The sequence below is a fragment of the Lactobacillus johnsonii ATCC 33200 genome (assembly GCF_000159355.1).
In the GTDB taxonomy this organism is placed as follows: domain Bacteria; phylum Bacillota; class Bacilli; order Lactobacillales; family Lactobacillaceae; genus Lactobacillus; species Lactobacillus johnsonii.
Genome location: NZ_GG670121.1, coordinates 530505 through 550939 on the forward strand (window position 1 = coordinate 530505; position 20435 = coordinate 550939).

A 20435-nucleotide genomic window follows, 5' to 3' on the forward strand; every position below is an offset into this window, starting at 1 on the left:
AACTATGTTTAATATAGCTAATCAAAAATTGGTTAATCAAGATTATTCACTTTCTAAATTTATTAAAGTAGATATAGATATTCCAACAGGAAGTATTTCAATAAATTAGAATATGAAAAAAACGAATTAGCTACAATCACAGCTAATTCGTTTTTGCTTTAGTTCTTTTTTACTTCACGCTTAATATAGTAGTTCAAGATAAATGGTGAAAGAACTGTAGTGATAATAATTACCAAAATCAAACTTGAATAAATGTCTTCTGGGAATAAGTGATGGGTAATTCCAATTTGTGCTACAATCAGCGCTACTTCACCACGTGATACCATCCCTGCTCCGACAATATTTCCTTCATTCTTGGTAAAACCAAATAATTCACTTGAATATTTACCAGCCCAGAATTTCGATAATACTGCTAAGATAGTCATAACAATAATGAACCAGATATCTTTGATAAAGCTAGCAAATGTCATGGATAGTCCAATATTTACAAAGAAAACAGGAATAAAAATAGAGTAACCAATTGCACTAACAGAAGACTGAACTTCCTTATATTGTGGAGTTTGTCTAATTGCTAGACCACCAAAGAATGCTCCAACAACAGCACTTAAGCCTACAAAATCTGCTGCCCAGGCCATGGAGAGAGCAAGAACTAGGGAGCCAATAACTACTGCATAATCAACTTCCACTTTTTCAGCCAACTTCATAAAATATGGCGCAATAAATTTGAAGATAACCCAAACGGCAACGAAGTATATTACTTCAATAAGTAAGTTAAGGAAAAAGTTATTCGTTAAACCACTTTTTCCACCTTCATGACTAAAAGTGGTAAATAAACTTAAAACAATAACTGCTAAAATATCGTCAACAACTGCTGCTCCTAAAATAGCAGTACCAGCACGGGTATGAATTTGATTAGCTTCTTGTAAAACTACAACGGAAATAGAAACACTAGTAGCGGCAAAAACAATTCCAATGAAAAGTGCCTCAAGAAACTGCATCCCAAATAAGTAACTGGCAATTCCTGTGAAAAATACTGGTAAGATGACTCCAATTCCAGCAACAGTAAAACTTAATTTAAAATACTTTTTTAATAAATCTAAGTCACTCTCTAACCCAGCCAAAAACATTAATAGAATTACCCCAAACTCTGAAAAGAGGGAGACAATTTCATTTGGCTTGACCCAACCTAGAATTGCCGGTCCTAGTAAAATTCCCGATAATAATTGTCCAATAACTGCTGGCATATTAAGACGTGAAAATAATTGTCCTAAGAGCGTGGTCGCCAGCAAAATTAAGATTAATTCTCCTAAAAAGTGCATTTTTTCCCAGCTTTCTATAACTTTGTGGCAAAATAAAAAACTTTCAAGCGCTTATTGACCCAAATAAGCAAATCTTGAAAGTTTTTTAAAACCCAACCACTAATAAAAATATTTAACTAAAAATTAGTTTAGCTAAAAATATAGTTAGTTGCAAATTAGTTATTGTTTTTCTATTCCCGTTTGTTTAGGGTTAGTTGGCTTAGTTTTAGCAAGTAGAGCTAACAAAATAGTGATTAAATCAACTACTTCTTGTAAAATTGCACCCCAGAAAGCTGGGATAATACCAGTAAAGGCAATCAACTCAATTAGGATAACAATACAAATAGCAGTAATAATATCAACGTGGGCTACTTTCATTGTATGTTTAGAAATAGCAACAGCATCATTAACTTTAGAAATATCGTTAATCATGATAACGGCATCAGCACTTTCACTAGCTGCAGTTGCTCCTTTAGCACCCATAGCGATCCCAACATCAGCAGCCATTAAACTTGGTGCATCATTAACACCGTCACCTACCATTACAACCGGTCTTAAGTCAGGTTTAACATCTCTGATGGCTTGAATCTTTTGAGCTGGAAGTAAGTCTGCATGAACTTCACTTTCTTTAATTCCAGCTTCTTTGGCAACTTTATCAGCTACAGATCTACGGTCCCCAGTTAACATCATAATTTGCTTAATACCTTGACGACGTAAACGAGCAATTGTTTCTGGTGTATTCTTTCTAATTTGATCTTGGAAAGTAATATATCCAGCAAATTTATTGTCAATTGAAACAAAGACCGCAGTTGATTGAACAGTGATTTTTTCTTGATCCGGATCAACATAAGAAAGCTTACCAACTTTAACTAATTTGCCGTCTACTTCACCGCTAACTCCTTTAGCAGTAGCTTCTTTTAAGTTGGTAACTGGCTTAATTAAATCCTTATTGGTACTTTTAACTAATGAAGTAGCAATAACGTGACTTGATTGTTGTTCAACGCTAGCTGCCAAGCTTTGTAATTCTTCTTTTGAGATAGAACTATTTTCTGGTAAAACAACTTGATCAATAACTAATTGATTTTCAGTTAAGGTTCCTGTTTTATCAAAAGCAAAAGTTAAGGTACGGGATAACTTTTCAAGAGTGGTACCAGATTTAACAATAATGTGGCTTCTTGACATTGAGCTCATTCCTGAAACCATTGCTACTGGTGCTGCAATTAACAATGGACAAGGAGAGGCAACAACCATAACTTGAGCAAAACGTAAAAAGTGTGCTTGCCAGCCAAGAGCTGGATTAGTTACAGCTGAGGTAATCATAGCAGCAATACCAATGATTAAGGAAATAATAGTGAATGGTACAGCATAACGATCAGCCATTTTAACAAACTTAGCTGGTTTTGCTTCAGAAGATTTAACTAAGGCAACAATTGACTGATATTCAGAATCTTTAGCAACTTTAGTAACTTTCATTTCTACAGCTGCATCCCCATTAATAGATCCTGACATTAAGTCATCGCCAACTTTTTTATCAACGGGAACTGACTCACCAGTCAAAGAAGATTGATCAAAACTAGAGTTTCCCTTAATAATTTTTCCATCGACTGGTACTTGACTACCAGGTTTAATTAAAACGATATCGCCAATTTTTAATTCATCAACTTTAACTTCTTCGATCTTACCATTTACTAATTTATCAGCAATCCTTGGAGAATTTTTTAGTAAAGAGCGTAATTCTTTATCAGCTTGACTTGTAGCGTAATCTTCAAGTGATTCACCACCGGTCAACATGATTAAAATCATCCAAGCAGCCCAGTAATCGCCGACAATCATTGTTGAAACAACAGCGATGATTGCCAAGATATCTACGCCCCAACGACCAGATTCAAGTGTCTCAATCATTTCGCGAAGCATAGTAATGGCCATAAAAATTCCGAAGATATCAATTAAGATACCGGAAATTGGCCATCCACCAATCTTAGGTGCTCCACATAGGAAGTCTAAGATTGCTGCAACAACACCAATTCCAAGAATTGTGAAAAATTTCCATTGATGTTTCATTAGCTTTCCCTCCAACTAATTTAACCATAATACTAAAACACTACTACTATACCACTTAATACATTAAATTTAATCAATTTAACTTTCTTTTTGAGATCCATTCTTTTTAGTAATGTCATATTTTTCTTCAATTGAATGAGTTACATAATTAAAGGCCTTAATCCATTCTCGCCTAGTTAGTAATCCTTGAAAAACATTATTGTCATTTACAACTGGAATAAAAGGATGGTCAACTAGAAGATGGAGTTGCGTTTCAAGATTAGTACAAGCAAAATTAATTGTTTCAAAATCCGTCTGCATTACGTCTTTAACTTTTAAGTCTGATAGAGGTTCAATCACAATATTATCAGAGGTCAGCATCTTATCTGTAATCATGGATAAGCTAATTAGGCCAACTACTTTTTGATCTTTATCCAAAACGGGAATTTTTGAATATTTCATTTTAGTAAGAACTAAAAATGCATGGTAGAGTGGGTTTTCATCCTCCACAAATGCAATTCTAGAGGCAGGAATAATGAAGGAACCTGCTTTTTCTGCAATCAAAGACTGAATCGCGGGTGAAAACATAAATAATCCTTCCTAGGTAATTGAATTTATTACTTTATATTTCTCTTACTATTATATGAAAGTCTAGAAAATAAACCCACAAAAAAAAAATCCGCGCTGGGAAAGACGCGGATTTCAAAATATATAAGTATAGGATCAGTCAAAGACTGATAAATGTATTCAATCTACTTGGAGGAGTAAGAATGAAAATAAAAAGTTGGATGTTAATGCTAATAGCGATGGGTTTTGTCTTCCCCGTTGCTATGGTTTATATATTAGAATGAAAATGTGAACAAATTGTGACGTTTTTTATTAAAAAAGTTAAATTTGATTAAGAAGCTGAAACGAATTATAAACTTGCACCTCAAAGATTATTTCCTAGCTCGTTTAGCGAAAGAAGTTTATTCCATAGTTTTTCTTCTTGCGAGGTAAACGTGATATTATCGGAAAACTTTACAACAGGGGCGTGATTAAAAAATATTGCAGTTGACCTGTGAAAGCAACACCATTGCTAGATTTAATTGTGTTTAGACTATCTGTAAGAAAGTTAGTAAATTCTGAATGAGGATCTGTCTTATTAAGTAAGGTAACGAATTCAGGCAATATGGTAATAATTTCATCTTTAGAAACCATCTTTTTCACCTTCTGGATCTTTCGATAAATTTAGAAATGATTCTTTGTAAGATAATCGTATTATGGAAGCAGACTTTATACAATTGTTTTTGAAAAATTATAAAATTGGTATACCACTAACATTAAAATGTGATCTTAACACGTAAACTTCTTATGCATTAGCTGTATGAATACTAAAATATATTTGAAAAAATAATTGAAATTTATAATTGGTATGATAAAGTTTAATTATATGAAGACGCTTTCTAATTTTCCAAACTTAGAGGTAAACATCATGAAAATAAGAAATTCAGTTTATGCTAGATATACTCAAGATAAAAATGCATTAGACTTTATCCATTGGGGATAAATGAACAGACAATTAAAAGAGGTATCCAAATGTGAAAGGAGCCTCTTTTTGTTTTACTGCAAAAGAAAAGACCTATGCTGGGAAGTGATAGGTCTCTTCGAAGATAGATAATCAGCTTTAAGCTGATCTTGTTATTATTCAATCTACTTGGAGGAGTAAGAATGAAAATAAAAAGTTGGATGTTAATGCTGATAGCAATGGATCATAAGTAATCCACTACTACAATTTATTTATTATAGTACAAAATCGAAAGAAATATAAGATAGCTGCTTATTTTTAATTTTCGGTAGTTGGCAGACGATTCAGGTATAATATCGAATTGAGAAAATTATTTATTAGGTAGGGAAAGCTAATGAAGAAATTTTTAAAGATTCTATTTAAGTTGGTTTTGATTCTCGGAATTGCTGCAGGAGTGGCATATGGAGGATACTATGGTTATCAACAATACCAAAAACGGGAACAAGCAAAAGCTACTTTTACTTCTAGACCTGATGTAGAAAAAGCAAAAGATGGGACAAGTATTAGTCCGGGTCATCATAATTTAGCTTATTTCAAACGACAATTAAATGAAAAATATCCCGACGTTTATAGCGCAGCTTATGAAACGCCACGGGCAAGTAAGATTGGAAGCAGCGTGGTAATACCAGGCCAAGTTGTAACGCCGAGTTATGACTTTAATAAAAAGAAAGTTACATATGCGGACTCAATGACACCGCAAGGGTTAACTGTAGCAGGAAAATATTTATTAATTTCGGCTTATGATTCAACTCATAATCATCGCTCGGTCATTTATTGTTTAGATAAAAAAACAGGAAAGTATTTAAAGACTATTCAAGTTCCAGGAGCACCTCATTTAGGAGGAGTTGCTTATGATCCGGTTGCTAAAAATATTTGGGTAACGGGTAGTCAAGATGATTCATCTGCACTAATGTCTTTTTCGTTAAAGAAATTAGAAAAATATAGCTATAATAAGAAAAAGCAACCTATCGAATATGATAATGTGATTTCTTTACCAACAATTGAAAGAGCATCTTGTGTTACTTATTACGATAATCAATTATTTGTTGGCTTTTTTAATACTGACGGTCAAGGACAAATTGCTAGCTATCCGATTGCTCGTTCAGGAGACTTTAAGGGAACAATTACTAGCGATCAAATTAAAGCAGTAACAGGCCAAGTTTCTTGGGCTTTAGGTTCAGGAAGTGCTTCAATGGACCGACAGATTCAAGGAATTGCATTTTATCAGAATTGGATTATTTTAAGTCAATCCTATGGAAGCAAAGATTCTAAGTTGTATTTTTTCCCAATTTCAGCTTTGAATAACTTAGATGAAGGAAATGCGGAAAAAGTTGTTATTATGCCGCCATATCTAGAACAAATTTATGTTCAAAATGGGCAACTACTGATGTTATTTGAATCAGGATCAAAAGCATATGCACGTGATCAAATAATGATTGTTGACCGAGTTCTATCGGCGAATATAAATGCCTTATTAGGGGGTTAAAAATGATTAAGAAAATATCTTTTTGGGTACGATTAGCAGGTTGGAGTGGTTTGATATCCGGTAGTAGTGTTTTAGTTTTGTATCAATATACACACAACATTATGTTTTTAATAAATATAATTACAATTATCTTATTTTCAGCATATGCTCTTGCTACTGCTAATGATAAAAGGTGGACAAATACTGATTGGCTTTTACGAGTTATTTTAATAGTGTTGGTATTTGTTTCAATTCTACCGACAATTTTCTTAGGGATAGGTTATTTTATCGAAAGAAAACGTAACCAACACTAGTGAACTATCCATAACTAGGGCTATTTTTGGTATAATTATCTCTGTTCATGCTATTTTTCTAAGAAATAGTAAAAATATTAACCTATTTTATAACAATGTTGTAAAATTTAGAAAAAAGATTACGAGGTGTAAGCATGGCAGAAAATAAAGATAAACAAAGCGATACAAAGAAAAAAGAGGTAGGCTTGTTTATTGCTAAAACTCTCTTTTACTTTGCAGTGCTTGTAGTGCTAGTTTACTTGTACTTATATAGTGGCATTGGGGCTGCAAAATTTATTTATAAAGATTTCTAGAACTGAAAGGGTCGCATTAAATGATTAAAGATGTAATCAAGACAATCGATCAAATTGCTACTGAAGATCCACAACGGATCGCTTATGATTATCTTGGCGAAACTAATACTTATGGAGATCTAAAAGCTAAATCGGATGCATATGCAGCTAAGATCAACGAACTAGATCTTCCTGAAAAAGCTCCAGTAATGATTTGGGGTGGTCAAAATTTTGAAATGATTGCTAGTTTTATTGGTGCTGTTAAAGCAGGACATGCTTACATTCCGATTGCTAGTTATTCTAATAGCGAACGTTTATTGATGATTCAAGAAGTTTCTGAAGCTCCTTTGGTAATTGCAATTGATAAACTTCCTATTGAAATGGATAATATTAAGGTTTTAACTCCTGAAGAAGTTTCTGATAATCATCCAGAAATTGATCAAAGTAAGTTTGTAAGTGGGAATGACAATTTTTACATTATCTTTACCTCAGGAACAACAGGTAAGCCTAAGGGTGTACAAATTAGTCATGATAATCTGCTTAGTTTTGTAAATTGGGAGTTAAATGACTTTTCACTTCCAGAACATCCTAGTTTCTTAGCTCAAGCACCATATTCTTTTGACTTATCTGTAATGAGTTTATATCCTGCTTTAACTGCCGGTGGTAAGTTAGTAGTTTTACCTCATGATGTAACTGAAAATATCGGGCAGCTTTTCAAAACTTTACCTCAATTAAAATTCAATGTTTGGGTTTCAACTCCATCATTTGTAGAAATGAGTTTCTTAGATCCTACTTTTGATGCTAAGCATCATCCTGAATTAACTCACTTCTTATTCTGTGGTGAAGAATTAAGTCATAAGACAGCTAAAATGCTTAAGCTGAAATTCCCAGATAGCCATATCTTTAATACTTATGGCCCTACTGAAACAACTGTTGCTGTTACTCAGGTAGAAATTACTGATGAAATTTTAAATAAGTATGATCGCTTGCCAATTGGTGTTTCTAAAGATGACACAAAGATTTCAATTGATACTTCCAAGGGTGAAGAAGATAACCAAGGAGAAGTTGTTATTGAAGGTCCAAGTGTTTCTAAGGGATACTTAAATAATCCAGAAAAGACTGAGGCTGCTTTCTTTAAAGAAAGTGAACATGGAAGTTATCGTACTGGTGACTTAGGATTTTTAGATGGCGACATGCTTTTCTACCGTGGAAGAATTGATTTTCAGGTTAAGTTTAATGGTTATCGAATTGAACTTGAAGAAATTAACTTCTATCTTGCTAAGAATCCATTAGTGCGTTATGGCGTTGTTGCTCCAAAATACAATAAGGATCATAAAGTTCAACAACTAGTTGCTGTAGTAGAATTAGCAGACGGTGTACGTGAGAAGTATACTGATGCTGAACTAACTAAGAAATTACGCAAATCATTAAGTCAAGATATTATGCCATATATGCTTCCTCAACGCTTTATCTACCGTGATGAAATGCCAATCTCTCAAAACGGTAAGGTAGATATTAAACAAGTAATTAAGGAGGTAAATAACGCGTGATCAATATTCAACCATATAGTAATCCGCGTTACTTTGTTATTCTTTTTATTGCGCTTTTGCCATTAATTATTGGTTTATATCATGGACGGCGCTTTAAAACATACGAAGCTTTCGTTTCCTTACTATTCTTGTTTTTAATGTTTAATGATAAAGACTGGCTACAGGGAGTTCAATTAATTGGATACATCATTTTCCAATTTATAGTTACTTTTGCTTATCAAAAATATGTTAATTCTGGAAGGAATAAAACCTCTGTCTTTTGTTTAGCAGTTATCTTAGCAATTTTGCCATTAGCAGCAGTAAAGATTGCACCATTAGTGCCAAATAAAACTGCTGATTTGATTGGATTTTTCGGAATTTCATATTTAACTTTCAAAACAGTGCAAGTTATTATGGAACTTCGCGATAAAACAATTAAGAAAGTTGATCCAATTACTTATGCAAGGTTTTTGCTTTTCTTCCCAACTATTTCTTCAGGTCCTATTGACCGCTATCGAAGATTTAAAGAAGATTACGATAAAGCCCCTGAAAGAGATAAGTATATTGAAAATTTAAAGTTTGGTACAAGATATATTTTTCAAGGATTCTTATATAAATTTATTATTGGATATGTATTCGGTACCTTATGGCTTCCTCAATTAGCTAAAGATGCAATTTTTTATGGGCAAGCTAATGGGGGATTACGCTTATCTTGGGCTCTGCTTGGTTATATGTACTGCTACAGTATGTATTTATTCTTTGACTTTGCAGGGTACTCCTTGTTTGCGGTAGGTACGTCATATTTTATGGGAATTAGAACTCCTATGAACTTTAATAAACCATTTATTTCTCAAAATATTAAAGATTTCTGGAATAGATGGCACATGACTCTATCTTTCTGGTTCCGTGATTTTATCTTTATGCGTTTTACATTCTTTGCAATGAAGCATAAATTGGTGAAAAATAGAATCAGATTATCGCAATTAGCATATTTTGTAGATTTCTTAATTATGGGTTTCTGGCACGGCTTAACGTGGTACTATATCGTATATGGTATTTACCATGCTTTGGCAATTATCATTAATGATATTTGGTTAAGATTTAAGCGTAAGCACCGCAAGCAAATCCCACATAATAAATTTACAAAGTGGTTTGCAATTTTCTTAACATTTAATGTTGTTTGTTTCAGTTTCCTAATTTTCTCAGGTTTCTTGAGTACATTATGGTTTGGCTGGAAGTAGTTTATTATTTTTGAAAGGATTTTCTTATTATGGATACAAAGCAAGCTGTTTTAGATATTTTAAATGAATTAACTGGTGAAGATTTAAGTGACCAAATGGATGAAAACATTTTTGAAAATGGTTTGTTAGATTCCATGGCAACTGTTCAAATGTTACTTGAATTACAAGACAAGTGTGATGTAACTGCACCAGTATCAGAATTTCACCGTGAAGATTGGGATACTCCAAACAAAATCATTGCAAAGGTAGAAAGCTTAAGAAATGAGTAATAAACGTAAACTGTGGCAGATTTTCGGCCCAGTTCTCTGTGCTTTCATTTTGCTAATAATTTTATTTTTAATTCCATGGCAAAATGGTGAAAAGTCAGATAATGCTCTCTTTAAAGCTTCAGTTTCACAATCTCAAACTGTCTTTAAAGGTCAATCAATTAAGCAAGCTGCTTTTGAGAAAAACTATGTTCCATTTTATGGTTCTAGTGAATTATCAAGAATGGATGCCTTGCACCCAAGTGTCTTAGCTTATAAATATAAAAGAAATTATCGACCTTTCTTACTAGGAGGACCGGGAAGTCAATCCTTAACTCACTTTTTCACTATGCAGGAAACAGTAAATCAGCTTTCTAATAAAAAAGCAGTCTTTATTATTTCTCCACAGTGGTTTACTAAGCAAGGTCAAAATCCAGCAGCTTTTGGGATGTATTTTTCTCAACTTCAAGCAGTTGATTGGATTTTGACTGCTAAGGACAGTGTAGCTACTCGTTATGCTGCTCGGCGTTTGTTAGATATGCCAGCTGGAACTGCTAGTGAGACAACAAAGTATGCATTAATGACATTAGCTTCAGGACAAAAATTGTCTAAGTATCAAACTTTGTATTTGAAAGCTAGACGTCGAATGTTAGCGAATGAAGATAATTTCTTCTCATCTATTGGGATGACTAATAATATTCCTAAGATTCAAAAAGAAGCAGGTAAACTGCCAGGTACTTATGCATATGATAACTTACGTCAATTTGCTAATGAGCAGGGACAACAGGGAACAACAAATAATAAGTTTGGTATTTTTAATGGTTTCTTTGACAAAAAGTTAAACAATAAGCACTTAAAGCACCTGAAGAATTCTCAAAGAGATTTTGATTATACTCAGTCACCAGAATATGCAGACTTTGAATTGGTATTAAATGAACTTGCGCATGAACATGTTAATGTCTTGTTCATTATTCCACCAGTTAATGAAAAGTGGGCTAAGTATACCGGTTTATCTCAGACAATGTATCAAGAATGCGTTGCTAAGATTACCAAACAGCTTACATCTCAAGGTTTCAATAATATAGCTAACTTATCAAAAGACGGTGGAAAGAAATTCTTCATGGAAGATACAATTCACCTTGGTTGGAATGGATGGTTAAAGGTAGATCAATATGTGAAACCGTTTATGGAAGAAAAGAATCATCCAGTCAACTATAAGCTAAATAGTTACTACTTTACTAAGACATGGGGCAACAAAACGAATGTAAAGATGCCTAATGTTAAAAGTAAGGCGGCAGTAGATATAAAAAAAAACTAGCACAAGCAGGTATAACAGGTAATATCCTGGCGATTAAGAATAATAAAGTAATTCTTAATGAGTCTACAGGCTATGCAAATATTAGTAAAAAAGAGCATAATACACCCAAAACAGCTTTTTTTATTAATTCAGTTAATAAGGTTTTTACTGGTGCCCTAGTTATGAAACAAGTTGAGCAGAAAAAGCTTAAACTTAATGACAAATTATCGAAATTCTATCCTCAAGTACCCCATGCTAATCAAATTACGATTGGGCAGCTTCTAACTATGGAAGCCGGATTACAAGGAAAAGATGAATCGAGTTATGGAACGCCAGTCTTTAAAAACAATCAAGCTGGAATTAAATATGATATTAAGCATAATATAGTTTTCAATAAGAAACAGTATAATCAACGTTTCTACTCATCTAGTAACTATATTTTATTATCGGGTATTTTAGAAAAAGTGACGCATCACTCTTATGAAAGTCTAGTGAAAGAGACCTATATTAAAAAATTAGGTTTATCTGAAACAGAATTTTATTGGGATATACCTAAAAATAAACGTATTAAGGTTGCGGTCCCATATACTAAAAATTCTCAGGGTTACTTAGTACCACATAGTGTTGCGGTAGATAAAGTACACGGAGATTTGGGCGCTGGAAGCTTAGTCATGTCAAATAAAGACTTATATCGAGCTACAAGTGCGATTTTAAATGGAGAAATCATAAAACCTTCATCAATACAAACTGTTTATGCTCCAGCTGATCCTGCTAAATATAATGCTGGTTTTTATAACTTCCCTGATTTTCATTCTTCAAATGGTTCAGGCGATGGATATACAACTTACTATCGTATTTCAAACAATACACGCGATGTATTAGTAGTTCAGTCTAATTATCCAGTTAAGGATTATTTTAAAGTGAGAGAGATATGTAACGATCTCATGGAAAATTTAATAAAATCGCCTTCATAGAGATAGGAAATAATATTTCCTATCTCTTTTTTTATGATTTTGACTTCCTTAAAAGCGGTTGTGCAAGTAGGGCTGCTGTGCTAAGATTTACCTGTACCGTTGTAGCAAGGTGCATTTTCTACGGTAGCGAAAGTGTATCTTTTATTTGGTCAGAATAGCGGTACCTAACACTGTGTGAGCCTGATTCCGATGTTGGTGGAATTAGGCTTTTTTTGTAAATTAGAGAAAATAAAAAATCGCTATTCAGCGATTTTTTTCTTGTTATAAGCATTAATGATTGCAAATAGAAGGACAGAAATTAAAACTAAAACAGTGCAAACTACAAATAAGGTCAAATAGGAAAAATTATCAATTACTAAAGCTCCAATTAGCGGTCCTAGAGCTCGACCAGCTGATGTAACTGATTGAACAATTCCTTGGTATTTCCCCTTGTCTTTATTACTAGCACGATCATTAACAAAAGTTGAAACAGCAGGAAATGCTAAAATTTCTCCGCATGTTAGAACGGCCATGGCTAAAACAAAGTTAAAGTAGTGGGTTGCTCCAATTAGTAGTAAGAATGCTAGCCCAAACAGACTAAAACCAATATATAATCGTCCATGAAGATGTGCAGTTAGCCAGTCATCAAAGTAAGTTAAAAGCGGTTGAATGAGGACAATTAAAATAGCATTTAGAGTCCAAAGTAAACTATATAACCGAACGCTCATGTGTAAGCCAAGCATGTAGGAGGAAATATTAGAATTCCATTGTTCATATGCAATCCAAGCAGCTAGAACACAAATTAAGATAGAGAAAATAGCTCTTTTTGCGCCGTAAGGAATTTTTTCTTGATGGGCAGCTGTAGTCGCTTTTTTATTTGTAGAGGCATGAGCCTGGTTTAAACCACGATATTCAAAAAAGATTACAATGCTTAAAAAGGCAAACATAATAAAAGCAAGTAAGAAAATATAAGTAATACCAAAAGGTAGAATGAATCCCACCATTAGGGAACCAAATACTAAACCTAAATTTTGAGTGAAATACAAGACATTAAACACATAGGAGGCATTCCGACTTTTAATTAAAGTAGCAATTGAATTTAAGCCAGTTACTACAATACCGTTGCCTAAGCCTAAAGTAATTAACAAAATTGGATAGGCTGGCCAGCCATGAAACAACACTAGTAAGAAAGTGGATAAGGTAGAAATACTGACACCAGTTAAAATGGTTTGGTAAGGATGCCATTTATCAAATAAAAGGCCCCCAACTGCATTTCCAACCATTGTAAAGGTTGAATTTATGAATAAAACAATCCCAGCTACTGTAAGTGTCTCATGAAGATAATTATGAATATAAATGGTAGTTAATGGCCAAATAAAACTGACACCAGTATTAATTATTAAAGAACCAGCAAATAACCAGATTAACTTAATTGGATCTAGCACATGTTTTTTTAGCATGTATTTTCCTCCTTTTAATTAAGGATAGTTGTATAAAAATAAGCTGACAAGTGTCAGCTTATTTTGCCGGAAGGTATGACTTTATGCAATGAATATTAAGACTCGCCATTAATCCAGCTACTATTGAAAGTACGAAGAACTTCATTAGCTGGAAAAGCATCTTTTCCGGTATGTTTAACTGCTTCATGGACTTGCCTTTGAGTTAAATGGTCACATACATAGCTTTTAATTGCTTCATTAATTACTAAGTCCCATTCTTTGTCTGAATGATTTAAATAGTAGTTGAGTAGACGGTCAGTTTCATCATTAATCGAAAAAATTCGTTTAGCCATAATTTTTCTCCTTTTTATTTTCCTCATCATTATAGCATGTTCTTTATATAATCTGGGTTTAAAGAAGCTTGTCTGATTTAAGCTGTATTTTAATAAAAAAGAATAGGTTTCTTACAATATTTAATTTAAACTAGGAAATAGATTATTAGAGGTAAGGATTAAATTATGGAAAAAATTATTTTTAAAACTATTGTGCGACTTCGTAGGTTAGCATTTTTTAGAGTAACTTATCGAACTCTGATGATGCTAATGCCACTTGCTGTTGTAGGAAGTATTTTTCAGTTTTTATGGCAGAGTGTTTTTTCTCCAATGAGTTTAATATCTAATATTTTTTATTTTGATAAATGGTTACCGGATCAGATTTTTAATGCATCCTGGTATGCCTGTCAGGGCGTTACCAGTGTAATATTTGGTACTTTTGGACTATTTACTGCATATTTTTCAGCACAATATACTGCACGTTTATATCAAAAAGATGCCCAGATGGCTGGTATTTCAGGAATGCTAGCTTTGCTGTTATGTGCATATCGTTTTAGAGATATTAGAGATTTCCAATTATCTTTTAACTGGCGTTTTTTTAATATTAATAGTTTTTTATTTGCTCTCTTGATCGGTTTTGGAACGGGACTCATTTTTAGATTTCTTGGAACTGACTATCATCATCGCCATGCAGAAAGTGCCCAAGTAATAAAGCAAAAAGCTTTTAATTCATTTCGTCCGATGCTTGCTACTTGGTTAATTGGATTAGTAATTGGAATTTTAGCTAGTTTAGTCCATGTACGAATGATCGCCACAAACTTTTATCAATTTTTCCAAAGTCAAGGACAGAATAATTTAAATCTGGGTATTTTTATTCCCTTATTACTTCTAGCATTGTTGTTAAACTGGTGTGGCATTGGTCAGCCTTTAGTATCTCTTACTGCTGGTAGTGATAGTGCGACTAATGTTGCTAATTTAAACTATGCTTTGACACATGGCTCAAGTTGGAATGTACCTAATCCATATGTGGGAAATTCTTTATATCAATCTTATGGGAAATTTGGTGGTAACGGCCTAACCTTAGTGATATTGATTGGCATTTTAATTTTTATTAAGAAAAATGATATTGCTAGAGTTGCCCGCTGGAGTTTTATTCCAACTCTATTTGGCTCTAATCAGGGGGCTTTAATTGGTATTCCGATTATCCTTAATCCATTATTCTTACTGCCTTATGTATTTTTACCAGTTGTAAATATGCTTTTAGCTGCAAGTATGATTGCAATCCATTTAATTCCGGCTTCAGCCTATAATGTATTATCTGGAACTCCGGGACCTTTGTATGCCTTTATTGCTACAAATGGAAACTGGCAAGCGCTAATTTTCTCAATGCTTCTGTTTGCATTTGATATTTTGTTATATCTTCCAATTGTGAAGATGGCCAAGGATGTTCAAGACGAAATTGATTTGTTAAATGATGAGGAGGCTAGCTATGAATGTGTTAAATAAAAAGAGGATATCGAAAAATCATTTGCTTTTGCTAGGTACCTTCATCTTTTTAATAGTTTTGTCTATTCCAACATTTTTTTGGATTAAAAGTGCTAATCATGATTTAGCTGAAAGACGAAAGTCACAAATGTCTCCTGTAATTATGATTCCAGGATCAAGTGCAACCACTGAGCGTTTTAATGAATTGGTTAATCTGCTAAATAAAGATACTCTGGAAAAGCATAGTCTATTAAAAATTCAAGTGAAGAAAGATGGAACAATGAAGTATAGCGGTAAAATTAATCGTAATGATAATGAACCGTTTATTGTAGTAGGATTTGAAAATAATCATGATGGTTATGCCAATATTAAGAAACAAGCAGGTTGGTTTGACGAGGCTTTTGCTCAGCTTAGTCAGCAATATAAATTTAATAATTTTAAGGCATTTGGACATTCAAATGGTGGATTGATTTGGACATATTGGCTAGAAAAATACTATGCAGATTATAGTGATGAAATCAAGATAAAGAAATTGATGACCCTCGGGACACCATATAACTTTAATGAGAGTAATGTTGACCATAAAACCGAAATGCTGAATGATTTTATTAAAAATCGGAAGAAAATTCCTAAGAATTTAGATGTATATTCAGTATCAGGGGGAGAGAATTATGAGTCGGATGGGTTAGTACCTGAAAGTAGTGTGGCAGCAGGAAAATATATTTTTCAAAATCAGGTAAAGCACTATACGACGATGACAGTTACAGGATCAGACGCACAACATTCTTCTCTTCCGCAAAATAAACAAGTAGTTCAGTTAATTAAGCAGTATTTGCTTGAAAACAATAATGGAAACAATATTCCTGGCAATAATCAAAGACCCCAGGACAAGCATAAAAAGAAAAAGATAATAAATGATTAAATTATTTGAAAATTAATAAAAATAAATAATTTCAGAACTATGTCATAATATTAATTCACAAATTTTTTAAGCGTAAAATGCTTTATTAAGCACTTTGCGCTTATTTTATTCACAAATTAAAATAATCTGTGGAAAAAGATGAAATAATATTTGGGTTTCTGTGGATAACCTGCTATAATAAAAAATGTGAGTAGGTAGCACTTATAACTAATGAGTGCTAAAATTTTTGAGAATATGAGGAGTGTGTAAAGCATGGCATACTTTGACAATGGAAACTACAATTTTGATGATTTGTTTAATGAATTAAACAGAGATTTTTTCAATGATGGAAGAATGACCAATGGTCAACAACCAATGAGATATAGTGCTGGTCAAGCACCACAACAAAGTGCTCAAAATGGCCAACAAAAGGAAAAGCCAATTGGTGTTGACTTAACTGAACAAGCTAAGAATGGTAAATACGATCCTGTCATTGGACGTACCGCTGTTATTGATCAAGTTATTGAAATTTTAAGTAGACGTAAGAAGAATAATCCTGTTTTGACTGGTCCTGCTGGTGTTGGTAAAACTTCTGTAGTTGAAGGATTAGCTCAAAGAATTGTTGATGGAGACGTTCCTGAAAAACTAAAGAATGCTCATATTATTGAGTTGAATATTAATGAATTAGTTGCAGGTACTTCTCTTCGTGGTAGTTTTGAAGAAAAACTAAAGAAGATTATTGATAAAGCTAAGGGTGACAAGAATGTTATTCTCTTTATCGATGAATTACATAATATTGTTGGTGCAGGTTCTACTGATTCAGAAAATAATTCTGGGGATGCTGCTAATATCTTAAAGCCAGCATTAGCTAGCGGTGAAATTCGTGTTATTGGTGCAACTACTACTAGTGAATACCAACAAATCGAAAAAGACCCTGCTTTAGCTAGAAGATTCCAACCAGTTCAAGTTCCAGAACCAACAATCAAGGATGCTATTCAAATTTTGAAGGGCTTAGCTCCAAGATATGAAAAGTACCACAATGTTAAATATGATCCAGAAGCTTTGAAGCTTGCTGCAGAACTTTCAAATCGTTACATTAATGATCGTCACTTACCAGATAAGGCCATTGACTTAATGGATGAAGCTGGTGCTAAGAAGTCCTTAGGTATGGATCAAAAAGATGAAACTTCAATTAAGAACAAGATTCATGCCTTAGAAGGTAAAAAGGCAGAAGCAGCTAAGAATGAAAAATATGATGAAGCTGCTAAGATTAAGAAAGAGATTGAAGACCTTAAGAAAGATCTTAAGAATGCCGGCAAAGCTAGTGAACTTAAAGTTACACCGGAAGATATGTATGCTTTAATTCAAACTAAGACTGGTATTCCAATGAGCGAAATTAATGCAAATGAAGCTCAAAAGAATGCTAACTTAGCTTCTGACTTGAAGAAAGTTGTTATTGACCAAGATAAGGCCATTGATATCATTACTGATGCAATTGCACGTAAGCAAGTATTTAAGGATTCTAACCGTCCAACTGGTTCATTCTTACTTACCGGTCCTACTGGTGTTGGTAAAACTGAATTGGCTAAGCAATTAGCAATTAAGTTATTTGGTAAGGCAGATGCATTGGTACGTTTGGATATGTCCGAATACCAAGATCAAATGGCTGTTAATAAGTTGATCGGTTCAGCACCTGGTTATGTTGGTTATGGTGAAGGTGGTCAATTAACTGAAAAGATTCGTCACCAACCATATTCATTGATTTTGCTTGATGAAATTGAAAAAGCAAATCCTCAAGTCTTTAATGCTTTACTTCAAATCATGGATGATGGTCGTTTAACTGATGCACAAGGTAGAACAATTTCCTTCAAAGATACAATCATTATCATGACTTCAAACGCTGGATACTCTGACAAGTTACTTAAAGGTGACGATCAAGATGCTTTACGTAAAGCTCTTGAAGCTTACTTCAGACCAGAATTCTTAAACCGTCTTGACGCAATTGTTCCATTTAATTCATTAACTAGTGAAGATATGCTCAAGATCTTAGACCTTTACTTAGTAAAGATGGAGAAGTCTCTTGCTAAGAGAAACATTAAGCTTCATGTTACTGATGATGCTAAGAAGTATTTGGCTAAGAAGGGTTATGACAAGGAATTTGGTGCTCGTCCATTGAGAAGAGTTGTTGAACAAGATCTTGAAACCCCAGCAGCTAAGTTGATTGTTTCTAAGCCAGATACTAAGGAAGTTAAATTCACTATTGATGATAAGCATTTGTACTTAAATGGTGAAATTCTTGAAGATGTATTGTTTGACAAGGAAACTCGTGAACAAGAAAAGAAAGACTTCAAGGAAGCTGAAAAAGCTGATAAAAAAGAAGAAAAATAGTTAGCAATATTTTGAAAAAAGACTATGAATTAAATTCGTAGTCTTTTTTTTTAATTAATTTTAATCATAGGGTAGAAATAGCTATAAAATCAGGTATAATAATTAAAAATAAATTAAGGAGAGTTGGAATGAAAAAATTCTTTAAGAAAGTTCCAGTAAATACTTTTTTAAAAGCAGATTCTCGCTTAACTAGACATTTAAATGCTCGTGATTTAGTTGCGTTGGGAATCGGGGCAGTTATTGGAACAGGAATTTTTATTTTGCCTGGTCATGAAGCAGCACAGCATGCTGGTCCAGCAGTTGCTATTTCTTTTTTATTAGCAGCAATTGTTTCTGGTATAGTGGGAATGGCCTATGCTGAATTTTCTTCTGCAATGCCAGTAGCTGGCTCTGCCTATTCTTTTGGTTCAGTGATCTATGGAGAAGTAGTAGGGTGGATAATTGGATGGGGATTATTATTAGAATATTTTTTAGCTGTTTCTGCTGAAGCAACTGGTTTTGCTTCATATTTTAATAATAATATTTTAGCTCCAATTGGAATTCATTTGCCTAAAGCACTTGAAGCTGGACCAATGGAAGGTGGAGTAATAAATATTTCTGCTGTTTTAATTGTGTTAATCGTTGCTTTGATTTTATATCAAGGTGCTAACTTATCGAAACGTGTGGAAAATATAGCAGTAATTATCAAAGTCGCAATTATTATTTTGTTTATTGTGATTGGGATGTTCTATATTAAGGCTGACAACTATGTCCCATTTTATCCTAAGAAATTCCAAACACCACCATTAGGGATTGGGGGAATATCTACAGCTGCAGCCACTGTATTCTTTGCATTTATTGGTTTTGATGCTTTAGCAGCAAACAGTGCTGAAACAAAGGATCCTGAAAAAAACGTTGTTAAAGGAATCATAGGGACAGTGATTATTGCTGTTCTATTATATGTAAGTTTTTCTCTAGTTTTAACTGGAATGGTTAATTACAAACAATTAAATGTTGATGATCCAGCAGCTTATGCACTAAAAGTAGTTGGCTTAACTGCGTGGAATAAATTGATTACCGTTGGAGCATTAGTCGGAATCTTTACCGCAATGATTACTATGTTGCTGGGCGGCTCAAGATTACTCTATGCTTTAGGAAGAGATGGATTATTACCGGATTCCATGGGAAGTGTGCATGCTAAAAAGATGATTCCTGATCACGCAGTAATTGTCTCTACAATAGTAGCAGCTGTTTTTGCTGGATTGGTTCCTTTAATGGAATTAGCTTCATTAATTAATGCAGGGACATTAATCGCATTTGCTTTAATTTCATTTGGAATTATTCCTCTACGGCATCGAAAAGATATTGTGAATGATGGATTTAAGATGCCACTTTATCCGGTACTGCCTATAATTGCTGGATTACTAAGCGTATATTTCATTTGGATGTTACCAAATACGACAAAAATTATGGTGGGAATCTGGTTAATTGTGGGAATCATTGTGTATGCAACATACGGTATAAAACATTCTAAACTACAGAATTAATCAAAAAGGTCTCAAATTGAGGACTTTTTTCAGCACTATAAAAAATATTGCTAATTTTTGCAAAAAGGGTTGACGAAAAGTGAAAAAGCCTGTAAAGTAATACATGCTGTTTGAGGCAAGCGAAAAGAACGAATAAAAAGTTC

18 protein-coding genes and 1 other annotated feature are annotated in these 20435 nt (G+C 33.5%); of the genes, 12 read left to right on the plus strand and 6 right to left on the minus strand.

The window, feature by feature from the left end:
• Positions 1-158 precede the first annotated feature (158 nt).
• From HMPREF0528_RS07620 to HMPREF0528_RS07635, 4 genes are all read right to left on the minus strand, one after another.
• The gene (locus tag HMPREF0528_RS07620; RefSeq protein WP_004896455.1) at positions 159-1319 is read right to left on the minus strand and encodes a cation:proton antiporter; all 1161 of its coding nucleotides are present in this window, start codon (positions 1317-1319) and stop codon (positions 159-161) included.
• Between the two features lie 49 nt (positions 1320-1368).
• Positions 1369-1417: a sequence feature (sodium ion sensor (DUF1646 type); this cis-regulatory element may regulate processes involved in with the transportation of sodium ions), on the minus strand.
• Between the two features lie 61 nt (positions 1418-1478).
• The gene (locus tag HMPREF0528_RS07625) at positions 1479-3359 is read right to left on the minus strand and encodes a heavy metal translocating P-type ATPase (protein WP_004896456.1); all 1881 of its coding nucleotides are present in this window, start codon (positions 3357-3359) and stop codon (positions 1479-1481) included.
• 78 nt (positions 3360-3437) lie between these two features.
• Positions 3438-3926, minus strand: coding sequence for a cyclic-di-AMP-binding protein CbpB (gene cbpB / locus HMPREF0528_RS07630; protein WP_004896457.1), 489 nt, complete (start codon positions 3924-3926; stop codon positions 3438-3440).
• 432 nt (positions 3927-4358) lie between these two features.
• Positions 4359-4547, minus strand: coding sequence for a hypothetical protein (locus tag HMPREF0528_RS07635; RefSeq protein ID WP_225844763.1), 189 nt, complete (start codon positions 4545-4547; stop codon positions 4359-4361).
• Between the two features lie 692 nt (positions 4548-5239).
• On the opposite strand from HMPREF0528_RS07635, the gene HMPREF0528_RS07640 reads away from it, so the two are divergent.
• From HMPREF0528_RS07640 to HMPREF0528_RS07675, 8 genes are all read left to right on the plus strand, one after another.
• Positions 5240-6391 (plus strand): YncE family protein, encoded by a 1152-nt coding sequence (locus HMPREF0528_RS07640; protein WP_004896459.1) that lies wholly within the window; start codon positions 5240-5242, stop codon positions 6389-6391.
• 2 nt (positions 6392-6393) lie between these two features.
• Positions 6394-6684: a hypothetical protein gene (locus tag HMPREF0528_RS07645; RefSeq protein ID WP_004896460.1), complete on the plus strand. Its 291-nt coding sequence runs from the start codon at positions 6394-6396 to the stop codon at positions 6682-6684.
• A 134-nt stretch (positions 6685-6818) separates the two neighbouring features.
• A complete protein-coding gene (locus HMPREF0528_RS07650) occupies positions 6819-6977 on the plus strand; it encodes a teichoic acid D-Ala incorporation-associated protein DltX (protein WP_004896461.1) in 159 nt (52 codons plus the stop codon).
• A 20-nt stretch (positions 6978-6997) separates the two neighbouring features.
• Entirely contained in the window at positions 6998-8506 is a 1509-nt protein-coding gene (gene dltA / locus HMPREF0528_RS07655; protein ID WP_004896462.1) for a D-alanine--poly(phosphoribitol) ligase subunit DltA, read from the plus strand.
• On the plus strand, positions 8503-9726 hold the full coding sequence (dltB, locus tag HMPREF0528_RS07660; protein ID WP_034525327.1) for a D-alanyl-lipoteichoic acid biosynthesis protein DltB: 1224 nt from the start codon (positions 8503-8505) through the stop codon (positions 9724-9726). Before dltA ends, dltB begins: the two co-directional genes overlap by 4 nt.
• 29 nt (positions 9727-9755) lie before the next feature.
• Complete coding sequence (dltC, locus tag HMPREF0528_RS07665; RefSeq protein WP_004896464.1) at positions 9756-9995, plus strand: D-alanine--poly(phosphoribitol) ligase subunit DltC; 240 nt, start codon at positions 9756-9758, stop codon at positions 9993-9995.
• Positions 9988-11289: a D-alanyl-lipoteichoic acid biosynthesis protein DltD gene (gene dltD, locus HMPREF0528_RS07670; RefSeq protein WP_004896465.1), complete on the plus strand. Its 1302-nt coding sequence runs from the start codon at positions 9988-9990 to the stop codon at positions 11287-11289. Before dltC ends, dltD begins: the two co-directional genes overlap by 8 nt.
• A gap of 26 nt (positions 11290-11315) precedes the next feature.
• Positions 11316-12242, plus strand: a complete 927-nt coding sequence (locus tag HMPREF0528_RS07675) for a serine hydrolase domain-containing protein (RefSeq protein ID WP_034525329.1) — start codon at positions 11316-11318, stop codon at positions 12240-12242.
• Positions 12243-12481: 239 nt separating this feature from the next.
• Here HMPREF0528_RS07675 and HMPREF0528_RS07680 read toward each other — a convergent pair whose 3' ends face one another.
• Together HMPREF0528_RS07680 and HMPREF0528_RS07685 are read right to left on the minus strand one after the other, a co-directional pair.
• Positions 12482-13681, minus strand: a complete 1200-nt coding sequence (locus tag HMPREF0528_RS07680; RefSeq protein WP_004896467.1) for an MDR family MFS transporter — start codon at positions 13679-13681, stop codon at positions 12482-12484.
• A 95-nt stretch (positions 13682-13776) separates the two neighbouring features.
• Positions 13777-14013 (minus strand): hypothetical protein, encoded by a 237-nt coding sequence (locus HMPREF0528_RS07685; protein WP_034525330.1) that lies wholly within the window; start codon positions 14011-14013, stop codon positions 13777-13779.
• Between the two features lie 165 nt (positions 14014-14178).
• Here HMPREF0528_RS07685 and HMPREF0528_RS07690 point away from each other — a divergent pair, with 165 nt between their 5' ends.
• From HMPREF0528_RS07690 to HMPREF0528_RS07705, 4 genes are all read left to right on the plus strand, one after another.
• Positions 14179-15498, plus strand: a complete 1320-nt coding sequence (locus HMPREF0528_RS07690; protein WP_004896469.1) for a PTS transporter subunit EIIC — start codon at positions 14179-14181, stop codon at positions 15496-15498.
• On the plus strand, positions 15482-16399 hold the full coding sequence (locus tag HMPREF0528_RS07695) for an alpha/beta hydrolase (protein WP_004896470.1): 918 nt from the start codon (positions 15482-15484) through the stop codon (positions 16397-16399). Before HMPREF0528_RS07690 ends, HMPREF0528_RS07695 begins: the two co-directional genes overlap by 17 nt.
• Before the next feature lie 252 nt (positions 16400-16651).
• Entirely contained in the window at positions 16652-18766 is a 2115-nt protein-coding gene (locus HMPREF0528_RS07700; protein WP_004896471.1) for an ATP-dependent Clp protease ATP-binding subunit, read from the plus strand.
• Between the two features lie 128 nt (positions 18767-18894).
• The gene (locus HMPREF0528_RS07705; RefSeq protein ID WP_004896472.1) at positions 18895-20292 is read left to right on the plus strand and encodes an APC family permease; all 1398 of its coding nucleotides are present in this window, start codon (positions 18895-18897) and stop codon (positions 20290-20292) included.
• Positions 20293-20435: the final 143 nt, after the last annotated feature.

Excerpts from the sequence above, each read along its gene's own strand:
- dltA (WP_004896462.1), top strand. The coding sequence starts at position 6,998 with ATGATTAAAGATGTAATCAAGACAATCGATCAAATTGCTACTGAAGAT.
- dltD (WP_004896465.1), top strand. The coding sequence starts at position 9,988 with ATGAGTAATAAACGTAAACTGTGGCAGATTTTCGGCCCAGTTCTCTGT.
- HMPREF0528_RS07620 (WP_004896455.1), bottom strand. The coding sequence starts at position 1,319 with ATGCACTTTTTAGGAGAATTAATCTTAATTTTGCTGGCGACCACGCTC.
- HMPREF0528_RS07705 (WP_004896472.1), top strand. The coding sequence starts at position 18,895 with ATGAAAAAATTCTTTAAGAAAGTTCCAGTAAATACTTTTTTAAAAGCA.
- HMPREF0528_RS07640 (WP_004896459.1), top strand. The coding sequence starts at position 5,240 with ATGAAGAAATTTTTAAAGATTCTATTTAAGTTGGTTTTGATTCTCGGA.
- HMPREF0528_RS07685 (WP_034525330.1), bottom strand. The coding sequence starts at position 14,013 with ATGGCTAAACGAATTTTTTCGATTAATGATGAAACTGACCGTCTACTC.
- cbpB (WP_004896457.1), bottom strand. The coding sequence starts at position 3,926 with ATGTTTTCACCCGCGATTCAGTCTTTGATTGCAGAAAAAGCAGGTTCC.
- HMPREF0528_RS07645 (WP_004896460.1), top strand. The coding sequence starts at position 6,394 with ATGATTAAGAAAATATCTTTTTGGGTACGATTAGCAGGTTGGAGTGGT.
- HMPREF0528_RS07690 (WP_004896469.1), top strand. The coding sequence starts at position 14,179 with ATGGAAAAAATTATTTTTAAAACTATTGTGCGACTTCGTAGGTTAGCA.
- HMPREF0528_RS07650 (WP_004896461.1), top strand. The coding sequence starts at position 6,819 with ATGGCAGAAAATAAAGATAAACAAAGCGATACAAAGAAAAAAGAGGTA.
- HMPREF0528_RS07700 (WP_004896471.1), top strand. The coding sequence starts at position 16,652 with ATGGCATACTTTGACAATGGAAACTACAATTTTGATGATTTGTTTAAT.
- HMPREF0528_RS07625 (WP_004896456.1), bottom strand. The coding sequence starts at position 3,359 with ATGAAACATCAATGGAAATTTTTCACAATTCTTGGAATTGGTGTTGTT.
- dltC (WP_004896464.1), top strand. The coding sequence starts at position 9,756 with ATGGATACAAAGCAAGCTGTTTTAGATATTTTAAATGAATTAACTGGT.
- HMPREF0528_RS07680 (WP_004896467.1), bottom strand. The coding sequence starts at position 13,681 with ATGCTAAAAAAACATGTGCTAGATCCAATTAAGTTAATCTGGTTATTT.
- HMPREF0528_RS07695 (WP_004896470.1), top strand. The coding sequence starts at position 15,482 with ATGAATGTGTTAAATAAAAAGAGGATATCGAAAAATCATTTGCTTTTG.